General features: G+C 56.9%; 13 protein-coding genes. 5 read left to right on the top strand and 8 right to left on the bottom strand.

The annotated features are described in order from the left end of the window. Positions 1 to 69 precede the first annotated feature (69 nt). Both M2407_RS05705 and M2407_RS05700 read right to left on the bottom strand, forming a co-directional pair. Entirely contained in the window at positions 70 to 633 is a 564-nt protein-coding gene (locus M2407_RS05705; RefSeq protein ID WP_259217041.1) for a HutD family protein, read from the bottom strand. Further along, positions 633 to 2003, bottom strand: a complete 1371-nt coding sequence (locus M2407_RS05700) for a formimidoylglutamate deiminase (RefSeq protein ID WP_116690670.1) — start codon at positions 2001 to 2003, stop codon at positions 633 to 635. The genes M2407_RS05705 and M2407_RS05700 overlap by 1 nt, the downstream gene beginning before the upstream one ends. Before the next feature lie 176 nt (positions 2004 to 2179). On the opposite strand from M2407_RS05700, the gene hutC reads away from it, so the two are divergent. The 4 genes from hutC to M2407_RS05680 all read left to right on the top strand — a co-directional run bounded on the left by hutC (position 2180) and on the right by M2407_RS05680 (position 6935). Continuing rightward, positions 2180 to 2935, top strand: coding sequence for a histidine utilization repressor (gene hutC, locus M2407_RS05695; protein WP_020826513.1), 756 nt, complete (start codon positions 2180 to 2182; stop codon positions 2933 to 2935). 159 nt (positions 2936 to 3094) lie between these two features. Beyond that, the gene (hutI, locus tag M2407_RS05690; RefSeq protein WP_115059044.1) at positions 3095 to 4318 is read left to right on the top strand and encodes an imidazolonepropionase; all 1224 of its coding nucleotides are present in this window, start codon (positions 3095 to 3097) and stop codon (positions 4316 to 4318) included. After that, positions 4315 to 5118, top strand: coding sequence for an N-formylglutamate deformylase (gene hutG, locus M2407_RS05685; protein ID WP_020826511.1), 804 nt, complete (start codon positions 4315 to 4317; stop codon positions 5116 to 5118). Before hutI ends, hutG begins: the two co-directional genes overlap by 4 nt. A 281-nt stretch (positions 5119 to 5399) precedes the next feature. Beyond that, the gene (locus tag M2407_RS05680) at positions 5400 to 6935 is read left to right on the top strand and encodes a serine hydrolase (protein ID WP_259217038.1); all 1536 of its coding nucleotides are present in this window, start codon (positions 5400 to 5402) and stop codon (positions 6933 to 6935) included. 12 nt (positions 6936 to 6947) lie between these two features. Here the strand turns inward: M2407_RS05680 and M2407_RS05675 are convergent, their stop codons facing one another. Together M2407_RS05675 and M2407_RS05670 are read right to left on the bottom strand one after the other, a co-directional pair. Next, entirely contained in the window at positions 6948 to 7478 is a 531-nt protein-coding gene (locus M2407_RS05675) for a chorismate mutase (RefSeq protein ID WP_046373789.1), read from the bottom strand. A 110-nt stretch (positions 7479 to 7588) separates the two neighbouring features. Further along, a complete protein-coding gene (locus M2407_RS05670; protein ID WP_130015606.1) occupies positions 7589 to 8062 on the bottom strand; it encodes an anti-virulence regulator CigR family protein in 474 nt (157 codons plus the stop codon). A gap of 462 nt (positions 8063 to 8524) precedes the next feature. Between M2407_RS05670 and M2407_RS05665 the strand changes: the two genes are divergently transcribed. After that, positions 8525 to 8704 (top strand): hypothetical protein, encoded by a 180-nt coding sequence (locus M2407_RS05665; protein ID WP_020826507.1) that lies wholly within the window; start codon positions 8525 to 8527, stop codon positions 8702 to 8704. Between the two features lie 55 nt (positions 8705 to 8759). On the opposite strand, the gene M2407_RS05660 is transcribed toward M2407_RS05665, so the two are convergent. The 4 genes from M2407_RS05660 to M2407_RS05645 form a co-directional block, all read right to left on the bottom strand. Beyond that, the gene (locus M2407_RS05660; protein WP_046373792.1) at positions 8760 to 9635 is read right to left on the bottom strand and encodes a nucleoside-specific channel-forming protein Tsx; all 876 of its coding nucleotides are present in this window, start codon (positions 9633 to 9635) and stop codon (positions 8760 to 8762) included. 395 nt (positions 9636 to 10030) lie between these two features. Next, positions 10031 to 10303 (bottom strand): hypothetical protein, encoded by a 273-nt coding sequence (locus M2407_RS05655; protein WP_020826505.1) that lies wholly within the window; start codon positions 10301 to 10303, stop codon positions 10031 to 10033. Between the two features lie 73 nt (positions 10304 to 10376). Then, the gene (yddG, locus tag M2407_RS05650; protein ID WP_130015604.1) at positions 10377 to 11270 is read right to left on the bottom strand and encodes an aromatic amino acid DMT transporter YddG; all 894 of its coding nucleotides are present in this window, start codon (positions 11268 to 11270) and stop codon (positions 10377 to 10379) included. Between the two features lie 216 nt (positions 11271 to 11486). Further along, on the bottom strand, positions 11487 to 12857 hold the full coding sequence (locus M2407_RS05645) for an APC family permease (protein WP_020826503.1): 1371 nt from the start codon (positions 12855 to 12857) through the stop codon (positions 11487 to 11489). Between the last annotated feature and the right edge of the window lie 4 nt (positions 12858 to 12861).

Raw genomic sequence — 12861 nt, 5'->3', positions numbered from 1 at the left:
TCAATCTGGGATAAGTGTGGGATAGAAGTGCAGATCATCCCACAACTTAACGCTGGACTCTAGCCCGGTTTAGCAGGCTGTGATGTCGGCCCACAGAATGACGCTATCTTCCTCAAGTGGGGCCAGCGTCCCGCTAAACTCGCCCGCCGGCCACCAACCGCCCTGGCGTGCAGTCAGGGTAACGTCATCCGCCAGCAACCAGCGTCCCTGCAGCACGTACAGCACACCGGCATGCGGTACCGGCAGCTCGATTGCCTTCGTCACTCGCTGCACGTCGGCTGCCCAGCGGCCGCGACGGGTCATGATATTGAAGTCCAGGCTACTGCCGCCCAACAAGGTCGCGCCCAACGCCACATCGCCGGAGAAGGCGAACGGTTCGCCAACCTGCGATAAATGATGATCAACGTGCCCGGCGCTGAACAAATGCACACCATCGCCTTCCAACAGCGTTATCGAACGATCTATGCCGTTGAAGGCCGAGAACGGGCCGTCTTGCGCGATGGTAGCGATACTGGCACGCCAGTCGAAATCCTGGGTGCCCACAGGCCAACTGGCGATCTCTCGGGTTTCCCCACCACCGTTGCGCCACGGCGTGACCGGCAGTGAAGCAAAATCAAAACGCATCAGGCTCATCACGCCTCCTGCTGGAAGGTTTTCAACACCTGCAAGAACTCGGCACTGCTGCGTTGCTGCAGTGCATGACGCCCTTGCTCGATCACCTGTCGTCCACCGACGAACACATCGCGGATCTGCTCTTTACCCCCTGCGAATAGCCAGCGGTTGAGGATGGAGGCGTCCGGCGCCGCTGCCAGGTACGGATCGTCGCCGTCCAGCACCAGCCAGTCGGCACGGTAGCCGCTTTGCAGCCGACCGATCGGTGCACCGCAGGCCTGTGCCCCACCCTGCAACGCCTGTTGATAGAGGACGTCGGCCACGGCCGGTTGCTCCGGCGTGGTCAGCCGGTTACGGCGCTGATCGCGCAGGCGTTGACCGTATTCGAACCAGCGCAGCTCCTCCACCACATTGAGCGATACGTGGCTGTCAGAACCAATGCCCCAACGCCCCTGATGTTGCAGATAGGCGTCGCCGGGGAAGATGCCGTCGCCCAGGTTGGCCTCGGTAGTCAGGCACAGGCCGGCTACCGCTTGGCTGCGTGCCAGCTGCTCTAGCTCGTCACGATCGAGGTGGGTGGCGTGTACCAGACACCAGCGCTGATCCACCGGCAGATGCTCGTACAGCCAGGCGACCGGGCGACGTCCGCTCCAGGCCAGACAGTCGTTGACCTCTTTCTGCTGCTCGGCAATATGAATATGTACCGGCAGCGAACTGTCCGACGCCGCCAGGATCTGCTGCATCTGGCCCAGTTCCACCGCACGCAGCGAGTGGAAGCACAGGCCCTGATTCTGCAACGGTTGCTCTGCCAACTGACGCGCGATCGTCTGCTGTTGCTCCAGATAGCTGTCCGCATTTTGAATAAAACGCTTTTGCCCCGGCTGAGCGGGCTGGCCGCCAAATCCCGCATAGCTATACAGCACCGGCAGCAGGGTCATGCCGATCCCCGCCTGGGCCGCCGCCTGACTGAGTCGGCCGGTCATTTCGCCGCGATCGGCATAAGGGAGACCGTCGGCGCCGTGATGCAAATAGTGGAACTCGGCGACCTGGGTATAGCCCCCTTTCAGCATTTCGATATAGAGTTGGCGGGCAATCACCTCCACCTGCTCCGGCGTTAAGCGCTGCACCAGGCGGTACATCAGATCGCGCCAGGTCCAGAAACTGTCCTGCGGATTGCCCGCCACCTCCGCCAGCCCGGCCATCGCACGCTGGAAGGCGTGGGAGTGAAGGTTTGGCATGCCCGGCACCGCATCGCCGTGCAGACGGGTGCAACCTTCGGGATCGGCGTCGGCAGTCACCTGAGTCAGGTAACCTTGCGCATCCACGTCCAACCGGACGTTATGCGCCCAACCTTCAGGAAGCAGAGCGCGTGAGGCAAAATATGCAGGCATGGCAGTATTCCACTGTTAGTGTAACGGCTAATAACGCGCGATAATCGCGCATCCGAAAATATACGGGCCCAGCGCATTGCTGTGGCGGACCGGCCCTTAGTTGTATATACATATACATACGCCGACATCAACAGTAAACTGATGTTATTATTTTTTTATTTGACGAGGTTAACGTCGTGGTTGATCAACAGACCGTGCTGCAACTGGCTGCTGCAATGAGCGATACCCCCGCCCCAATATATCAACGGGTCAAGCAGGCGATCGTGAACCAAATCCGTGCAGGTCATTGGTTGCCGCACCAACGCGTCCCCTCGGAAAGTGAGCTGGTCGCCGAATTGGGCGTCAGCCGGATGACCATTAATCGCGCCTTGCGCGAACTGACCACCGAAGGTTATTTAATCCGCATGCAGGGTGTCGGCACCTTCGTCGCCGAAGCTAAAGCGCACACCGCGCTGCTGGAAGTGCATAACATCGCTGACGAAATCGCCGCCCGGGGTCATCGCCACAGCAGCAAAATCCTGCAGTTGAAAGCGCGACCGGCCAGCGAAGAAGAGGCACTGGCGCTGGGCATTCAACCGGGCCAGCAACTTTTCTATTCGCAGATTGTGCATTACGAAAACGATCTGCCGGTACAGGTGGAAGACCGCTGCGTGAATCCCCTGATCGCCCCCGACTACATGAAACAGGATTTCGACCGCGTTACGCCCTATATCTATCTGACGCAGGCCGCGCCGCTGACCGCAGGCGAACACATCGTCGAAGCGGTAGTGCCGACCCGCCAGGAGCGCGAACTGCTGCAGTTGGAAGACCACGAACCCGGCCTGTTGATCCACCGCCGCACCTGGTCCGGTAAAACCGTGGTCACGTCGGCACGCCTGCTGTACCCGGGCAGCCGTTATCAACTGTTCGGCCGTTTCACCAGCGAAGTCTGATCCCCTGCGGGTGCCGTTTTGGTACCCGCTCTTCCACAACGATCACATCCCGATAACAAATTTTTATCCCGCCCCTTGTGACAACCCGATGAATGCGCTAGGTTGTTTTTAATTGTATATACAACCATGTGGGAGCCACGGCTCCGGCGGAGAAAAGCCATGACCTCTGAGATTCACTGCGACAGCCTGTGGCACGGGGCCGACGTCGTCACCATGCGCGACGGTAAATATCACACCATCACCAACGGCGCGATCGCCGTGCGTGACGGCAAGATTGTCTGGCTGGGTGAACATGCGGCGTTACCGGCAAACTTGATAGCGGATGAAACCGTGAAATTCGACGGCGGTATCATCACGCCGGGCTTTGTCGACTGCCATACCCATCTGGTGTTCGGTGGCAACCGCAGCGGCGAATTCGAGCAGCGCCTGAATGGCGTAAGCTACGCCGATATCGCCGCCCAGGGCGGCGGCATCATTTCGACCGTCAAGGCTACCCGTGACGCCGACGAAGAACTGCTGCTGGAGCAGGCGCTGTTCCGGCTGCGACCGCTGCTGGCGGAAGGCGTGACCTGCGTGGAGATCAAATCCGGCTACGGGCTGACGCCGGAAAGCGAGCTGAAAATGCTGCGCGTGGCGCGCAAGCTGGGCGAACTGTTGCCGGTTGAAGTGAAAACCACCTGCCTGGCGGCGCACGCGCTGCCACCGGAATATGCTCATCGCGCCGACGACTATATCGATCTGGTGTGCAACACCATTATTCCTCAGGCTGCCGCTGCCGGATTGGCCGATGCGGTTGACGCCTTCTGCGAGCATCTGGCGTTCTCACCGGCGCAGGTGGCGCGAGTGTTCGCCGCAGCGGAAAAAGCCGGTCTGCCCGTTAAGCTGCACGCGGAACAACTTTCTGCCCTCGGCGGAAGTGAATTGGCAGCGCAGCACCATGCCCTTTCCGCCGACCATCTTGAATATGCTACCGAACAGGATGCGCGCGCAATGGGCGATGCGGGCACCGTTGCGGTGCTGCTGCCGGGCGCTTATTACCTGCTGCGTGAAACCCAATGCCCACCGGTAGACCTGTTCCGCAAACACGGCGTCGCCATGGCGATCGCCAGCGATGCGAATCCGGGCACCTCACCGGCGTTGTCCTTGCGTTTGATGATCAACATGGCCTGCACGCTGTTCCGCCTGACGCCGGAAGAGGCGTTGGCGGGCGTCACGGTACATGCGGCCAAGGCGCTGGGCCTGCAGGCAAGCCAGGGGACGCTGGAAGCCGGCAAGCTGGCGGATTTTGTGCACTGGCCGCTGTCCCGTCCGGCTGAACTGGCTTACTGGTTGGGCGGTCAACTGCCCTGTACGGTGATTTTCCGAGGAGAAGTACGTCAATGACCATTCGCGATGCTTTAGATTTCCACCCCGGCAGCCTGCCGCTGCTGATCAGTATTCCCCATGCCGGTACCCGATTGACACCGGCCGTCGAAGCCGGCTTGACCGACGATGCACGGCCATTGCCCGACACTGACTGGCATATCCCACAGCTGTACGATTTCGCTCGTGCCATGGGTGCCAGCATATTGGTCGGCAATTATTCGCGCTTTGTTATCGACTTGAACCGTCCAGCCGACGACAAACCGCTTTATACTACCGCCACTACCGGTCTGTATCCTGACGTATTGTTTGACGGCCGACCGAGCTTCCTGCCGGGTAAAGCCCCCTCTGACCAGGAGCGCACCGGCTATCTGGAACAGATCTGGCAACCTTACCACCAACAGTTGCAAGACGAACTGACGCGCCTGAAAGCCAAGCACGGTTACGCGCTGCTGTTCGACGCCCATTCCATTGCCTCCGTTATCCCACGTCTGTTCGACGGTAAGCTGCCAGACCTCAACCTGGGCACCAACGGGGGCGAAAGCTGCGCCCCGGCGCTGAGCGATCGTCTGGTCGCCTGCTGTGAACAGCAACAGCAGTTCACGCATGTGCTTAACGGCCGTTTCAAAGGCGGTTACATCACTCGGGCTTATGGCCGTCCGCAAGAGCAGCAGCACGCCATTCAACTGGAGCTGGCGCAGGTGAACTACATGTCCGAACAGTATCCCTATGCGTTTGAGCCCGAGCGTGCCGCATCTCTGCAACGCCTGCTAAAACAGATGATCGACAGCCTGCTTTCCGGTGGCGGTCAACTGCGTTGATCCTTTTCTCCTCCTGCCGCAGGGCAACGCTAATTGCCCTGCGACAATCAAGCCTTCAAGCAAGTACTCTCCCGCTTTAGTGCCCTGACGTTGCGGCACACAATTTGCCTCCTTGTTGCTTCCGTTTCAATTTGCGTACTGCATCGCAATTTTGACTGAAAATCAGTGAATCTGGTCGGAACAGCGCACAAAACAGCGGCCCGCCGTTTGCGCGGTACGCCACAATCTGGCGAAAAGCCCATCAAGGCACAAATAAATAAAAAATACTCTGGAGGCCCTCTATGTCCGAAATCCCGCTGAACTGGCGTGCCGCGCAGGCCGTCGCCAATAGACTGCTGGCTGATTGGCAGTCCGACAACCAACCCGGTGGCGCTATTACCCTGTTCGATGCCGCACAAGTACGCGCAACTGCCTATGCCGGGCGAGCCGATATGGCGCAAAATACCCCTTTTAACGCAGACACCGTGGTGCGCTACGCTTCCGTCACCAAACATATTTTCGCCACATTGGCGCTCAACGCTACGGATCAGGCCCTGAGCCTGAACGACCGCCTGGGTGACTTGCTGCCTGAGCTGCGAAAGCCGCTGGCAAATGTGACCGTCGGCCAGGCGCTGGATATGACCAGCGGGCTGCCTGACGTACGTGAAACACTGGGGCTGCTGGGCATTTCGGTGCATACCCGCAGCGAAGCGCAACCAGTCATGCAGTTTCTGCAGGGGCTAGAGGGTCTGAACTACCCGGCCGGCAGCGAAATCACCTATACCAACACTGGCTACCGGTTGGTTGAAGCGGCCCTACAGGCCAAAGGCTATGACTTCGACCAACTGGTTCAGCAGCACCTTGCCCAGCCGCTGCAGGTGCAACTGCGGGCACCGGAAAGCTGGTATGACGTGGTGCCAGGGCTTGCCCCCGGTTACTGGCGTTCCGAGCAGGGCTGGCAGTTGGCCTGCGCCGGCCTGCACCTTTCCGCCTCCGGTAGCCTGACCGGCAGCGCCAATGCCCTCACTCGCTGGCTGCAAACGCTGCTGGCCAATCAAGGCCCTGGCCGTGGCGTACTGGCGCAACTGAGTGCCCCGCGCCATCTCAACCAAGGGCAGGTCAGCGCTTACGGGCTGGGGCTGGCGCAAACGCCGCTCGGCGAACACCGTCTGCTGGGCCACGGCGGTTCGCATGCCGGCTACAAAACTTATTTCCTGCTGGCACCCGACCGGCAATCCGGTGTCGTTGTGGTGGCTAACCGGGAGGACTGCGACAGTTTCGACATGGCACTGCAGGTGATGGCCGCCTTGCTGGGTGAAGCCCTGCCGAAACGCAGCACCGCCATTCCTGATGGCATTTACACCACGGTGGCAGATCCTTACTGGCTGGAAGTGAAAGACGGCAACGTCGCTTATCTGGGCAGTGAAGAGGCGCTGTATCAGGCCGATGACGGCTATGCGGTGTCGCTTTCCGCTCATATGCCGATGCGGCTGAAATGGACCGGTGAAGCGGTAGAAGGTGAAGTGTGCCACGTGCCGCGCAGCTTTCTGCCCGTCACGCCAAACCGCGATTGTCTGAAGCACGTGCAGGGCTTGTGGTACCACCCGCAGTACCGCACCGCCTTCGAGATCTGCGGCGATCGGGTTCACATTGGCGTGGGCCCATCATCGCAAACCGGGAAGATCAGTTCGCTGGGCCAGGGCCGCATGCTGGTCGAAAGCAGCGACGGCCCGTGGTTGAAACGCTTTTGCCTCTATTTCCGCGGCTACAGCGTAGATTTGATTGCCAATCGCAGCCGGGTGCTGACCTTCCAGCGCAGCAGCGTCGACCGCGATTAGCGGACGCCGGGATCATCCCGCCTTGGCGGCCCTGACGGCCAATAAGGCGGTGAACAGCCGCTGCTTGTCGGCCTCACTGAGGTTGTTCTGATCAATAGCCTGAATAAAATGACTGCGCGCACTCTCCGTCAGCGCTCCGGCTTTTAATTCCTGAGCCAGTCGCTGCAAAATTCGGCTGCTGAGCTCGGCAATTTGCGGCCGCACCTGTTCCAACGGCCGTGGCTGCCAGCCGCTTTCCGGCTGCGCCAGCCAGTCCGCGCGGTAACGGTATTGAATAGCCTTGGCGGCGTCCATTTGCGCGATGATAAACGGTCGAACCGAAAGCGGATCCAGCCCTAAGCGCCCCGCCTCTGCCTGCGTGCTTGCCAGTACCTTCGCCTCCTGCGCCAAATCCTCGATCGGCAAATGCTGCTGCGCCTTATAGCCAGCAACGTCTTTCATATAACCCAGACGCTGATTGACCAGTTCACCCAGTGCCGTCCCTCCGTTGGCCAAAGCGGAAAAACTGACCAGGCAGCAGGCAATCAATAACATCCTGAACATCACAATTTCCTTATGCACCAAAATTACAGGAAAAGAGTTCACCACGATCCCCCGTTGCAGGCAAATAAAAAACCCCACCGAAGGGGGCCTTAAAGCAGAGTCAGCGGGAATCAATCAAACACGCCGTTGATCACCGAGGCAACCAGTGCGGTACTCAACGCCACCAGCACCAGATCGTTACCGGCAATGCGCCACTCATAGCCTGGATAATAAGGCAGATCGTGCAGCATGGAGGATGGCACCATTTTTTTGGCGATGCCCGGAGGGAGAGGCTTGCCGCGCGCCAGATTTTTGGCGATCCCCGGTGGCAAAGAACGGTAGCCGGTCAGACCGTAGTTCAAGGCCAGAGAACGTGCCCGCTCATGGGAAAAACTGACGGAAACCAGCCCACGGTCGCCATCGTTATCTTTGGCTTTATTGCCATGCTTGCCATTGTTGCCGTTATTACCGTGATTGCCGCTGTTACCATGGCCGTTACCCCCGCCGTTACCGTTGCCGCCTTTATCGGCCAGCGCCGGTGCGGATGACAGCCCCAGAGAAACAATCAGCGCCAATACGGTGAAAGTAGTACGACGTTTGCTCATTTTGTTACTTCCTGCATGGGTTATTACCTTCACTATAGGCGCAATTCTCCGCACAAAGCATGAGGAAAACTCTGAGAGTTAGATGCCATACAGAAATCTGCATCAGGCCAAATGACAGAAGATTATCCCAGCGCAAAACTATTCGAAAAAACCGAATTCCGGCCTAAGATTTTTCTTGCAGCGAAATAAGCCATGCAGTAGTTTGGAATTGTCACAAAAAAGAGTTAGCCCGCTCTTTTTCGTCGCACCTCAAATCATCTTTTTATCACCCAAAGTGATAATACTGAACCCTTCCCGCCTCTCCGTGCGGGATTCTTTTTTGCAGCTGAATCGACATTCGATGCACCACCGCGGTGCTTTTTGTTGAGATTTGGTTGCCAATACTTTAAATTCGGCGTCTGAGAAACCTTAACCTCCCGCGGTGGCCAGTTGGCAACGGGTGGGCGTTCAGGAGCAAAAGACATGCAAATGACCCTCATGGAATACATCACACAGCACTTTAATGGCGATCTTCACCGCTACGCACAATCCGAAGGCGTTAGCCGTGAACAAATCATCAATTGGATCGATAATGAATGCCACGTAATCAAAGGACGATTATTTATGCCGGTGCGGCATCTGCCCGGTGAACAAGCGCAGTGATGACGAAAAAAAACCCCGCCAAAGCGGGGTTTTCTGTTTCTGATACCACGGAAAATCAGAAGTTATAACCGGCCACGATGTAGTAACCCCAGCCGGTGGATTTGATTGGGCCCTGTGGAGTGCCAATATCCACGCCGTCCTGCCACTGGCCACCGTTATGGAAATAACGAGCCACGAACGAGTAGTGCCAGTGATCGTAGTTCAACGCCAGAATATGGCTGGAAGCGATCGAGTTGCTGGTACGCGCCTGACGACCGTTCACGGTGAAGTCGTCTTTGCCCAGATCGGAACCAAAGTCAAAGTTGGTGAAACCGATGTAGCTCAGATTGCCGCCCCACACCTGGGTCAACGGCACAAAGTATTTCACTTTGAAGCGGTAACCGTCCCAGCTGTTTTCGTTGGCAGCCTGGTAGTTTTCCCACTGGTATTTGGCATAGATGTTCATCGACAGGCTCATTGGCAAACCGGTATCGATGTCGGTACCCAGACCCATAAACCAGGTGTTCTGGCGACCGTCGGCGTTGTGGCCCAGGTCATAGATGTAGTTGTTGGCGAAGTACCATTCTTTGAACGGGCCAAAGCTCAGATCGGTGCCGGTCAGTTTGTCGATGGAGAAGCGAGGTTCAATTTCCATAAACATCGGAGAACCTTTGTCCCAGATACCACGGTCAGGGGTGTTGCCCACGCCGAAGAATTTAGGCACGTCGATGTAGCCATAGAAGTCGAACCAATCTTTTTTGGCGAAGGCTTCATATTCCAGGTACAGATCGTTGTTCAACTGAGGTCCGAAACGGGTGTGGTAACTGCCCACCACGTTAACGCTTTGGTGCCACCAATCCGAGACGTATTGGCTGTCTTTGCTATCAGCCATTGAAGATGCACTGTAAGACGCTGCGAGCAGTACACCTGCTGCGAGAGCTATTTTTTTCATTTTATTACCACATGCTTAAAGGGCCATTTCCTGCCCGTTAGAAAAGATGACAATCAGTCTGACGACACCTGGCGTTGCCTCCGCTTACAAACTCTCGGGCGACGCGCGCATTATAGAAATCACTGGGTGTAAGAATCTGTGATCCAGTTATGCATTTCGCGAATAGGTAATCGATTGCGTTCACATTTGTCAAATTATGTTTCATGCAAATTCACGATCGCTGTGATTTTTGTCATGCCCGGTGATTTTTAAAGCATTTTTTGTGCCAATTGTAATCAATAAATAAAGTAACCGTCTCTGTCGCTGAAATGAAAATGCCGGCGCTAAAAGACGCCGGCATTTCTTGGAAATCTACTGCGGTCAATGGACGTGAAAACACCTCACATGGGGGAAGCTCAGCTCACCGAAGGCAGTGCTTTGGCAATATTTTCCTGGCGGAAAACCACCTCTTGCCCCGGAGCTATCTCCCACTCTTTGGGCGGGATATCCACTTTCGGTGCAGCGGCGATGACCGAGCCAAAAATCAGTTTGCCTTCCCGGCGTAAAATACTGACATCAAGCTGGTATTCGTGACGTAAATTTGCGGTGGTCAGGCGCACGGTATCACCGCGCATAAAACGTTCGTCGTCAATCACTGGCTGCTGAATGAATTGAATATCGTCTCTCATTTTTTATGTTCCTTCAGGCAGAATCGCTAGTTAAATTCTAGTTCAACATTGGGCGACAGGCAGATAATTTCCGTTAATTTCCTCGGGTTGCCCGCCAACAGATCAACGAACCTGCCGTGACCATCACCACACCCTGCCAAAAATTGGCGGTCAGTGCAGTATTCAGCACCAGCGCGGCAAACACCGCCGACAGCACCGGCGTAAAGTAAGACGCCGTCGCCAACAGCGTCATATTGCCGCGCAATATACCCACGTTCCACGCCGCATAGCCTGCCCCCATTGCCATGCCCGCGCACAGCAACGTCAGGGTTACCGGCAACGTGAATTGCATACCGCTTTCGCTGCTGAATGCATATTTCAACCACAGTGCCAGGGCGGTCAGCGTAATGAACAACACCACGCCGTTATGACCCTGGGCAATTTTCTTGGTCAGATTGCAATACAGCGCCCAAATAACTGCACCGCCAAAAGCCAACGAATAACTCAGCGGATTGCTGCGCACGTTTTCCAGCATTTGCGCCGGCGACCAGCCGCCCTCGCCGCTCATGATCCAGCCAATGCCGAACAAGGACAGCAACAGCCCCGGCAGCAGCCACCACTTGGCTTTTTGCCCATTAAACACCAGGGCCATCAGCACGGTGAAACAGGGCCACAGGTAGTTGATCATTCCCACTTCAATCGCTTGCAGACGGGTATTGGCATAGCCCAAAGACAACGACAGGCAGATTTCATAGCTGACAAACAGCAGGCTGCCGAGGAGCAGGTAGGGGCGTGGGAACAGGCGTAAATTCGGCATGCGCAGCGCCAACAGCAAAAATACCGCGCTGACGCTGTAGATCATTGCTGCCCCGCCAATCGGCCCCAGTCCTTCGCTGACGCTGCGTATCAGGCCAACCACGCTGCTCCACAGCAGGATCGCCAACAGACCGAGCAAGGTGGCTTTATATTGGGCGGGCAGAGAAGACATGAAAGCGTTCCAATCAGTTATTTTTTATCAGGATTTTCACTCTACTGCCCGGTGATAAAAAAAGAAAGGCGGGAAAGCCCGCCTCGGAGTGCCTATCGTTTCCTGGTGGGGGCGCTGCATGCTGCGCCCTATTGCATAATCAATGAGTTGAATCGGGGCGAAGATGGCTGCCCCCCACCGATTTACCCCTGGATGGGTTCATCAACAGCCTTGGCCTTATTGCTGCGGCTGCCGTTCAAACTGCGGCGGCGGCTGACGGAAACGCCGGGTGAGATATACCAGGTAGGCAAAACCCAGCCCGGCCCAGATCAGCCCCATGGTCAGCGAGCTTTTTTCCAGGTTCAGCCACAGCACGCCAACCGTTAACGCCCCCACCAACGGCAGGAACAGGTAGTTAAATCGGTCCTTCCAGCTTTTGTTGCGCCCCTCACGAATGTAGAAATGGCTGATCACCGACAGGTTAACGAAGGTGAAGGCCACCAGCGCACCGAAGTTGATCAGCGCGGTCGCGGTGACCAGATCGAAAGACAGCGCGGACAGCGCCACCAGCCCAACCAGCAACACGTTCAATGAGGGGGTGCGCCATTTCGGGTGGATATAGCCGAAATACTTTTCCGGAAACACGTTGTCGCGCCCCATCACATACAGCAGTCGCGAAACGCTGGCGTGCGAGGCCAGACCTGACGCCAGGGTATTGATAAAGGTAATACAGAGGAAAATTGACTGGAACAGCTTGCCGCCCACGTACAGCGCGATTTCCGGCAGCGCCGCGTCCGGTTGATGGAAGCGCTGAATAGATGGGAAAAACAGCTGAATAAAGAAGGAAACGCTGATGAAGATTACCCCGCCGTACAGCGCAGTCAGGAAGATGGCCTTCGGGATCACCTTGGCGGCATCGGGCGTTTCCTCACACAGGGTGGTGACCGCGTCGAAGCCGAGAAACGAAAAGCACAAAATAGTGGCGCCGGTGATAATCGGCAGCAAATGCGCATTCTCATTGATGAAGGGTTGCAGACTCCACACCGTCCCCAGTCCTTCACCGTTATGCAGGCCGCGCACGACCAGGAAGATAAACACCACGATGATCGCTATCTGGGCCAAAACAAACAGGGTGTTAAAGTTAGCCACCAAATTGACGCTTTTCAGGTTGATGGCAGTAATGATGATCACAAAGCCTACCACCCACACCCACGGCGGCACCTCGGGGAACAGCGCGGTCAGATAAATCTTTGCCAACAGGGTGTTGATCATCGGCAGGAACAGGTAGTCGAGCAGCGAGGACCACCCCACCAAAAAACCGACGTGCGGGTTAATGGCCTTTTGCGCATAGGTATAGGCGGAACCGGCGGTCGGAAACTTGCGAACCAACTTGCCGTAGCTGATGGCGGTAAACAACACGCCGGCCAGCGCCAACAGATAAGCGGCCGGGACGTGGCCGTCGGTCAGGCCGGAGACAATGCCGAAGGTGTCAAACACCGTCATGGGCGTCAGGTAAGCCAACCCCATCATCACCACTTGCCACAGCTTCAGGCTTTTACGCAGTTGCGGCTTGGCCGCCTCATTAACCTCGATCGCATTAATCGCCATGGCG

This window comes from Serratia sp. BIGb0234 (genome assembly GCF_024809915.1).
GTDB lineage: Bacteria > Pseudomonadota > Gammaproteobacteria > Enterobacterales > Enterobacteriaceae > Serratia > Serratia liquefaciens.
Note: the sequence above shows the minus strand (reverse complement) of the source record. Positions and strands in the feature narration are given on the sequence as shown.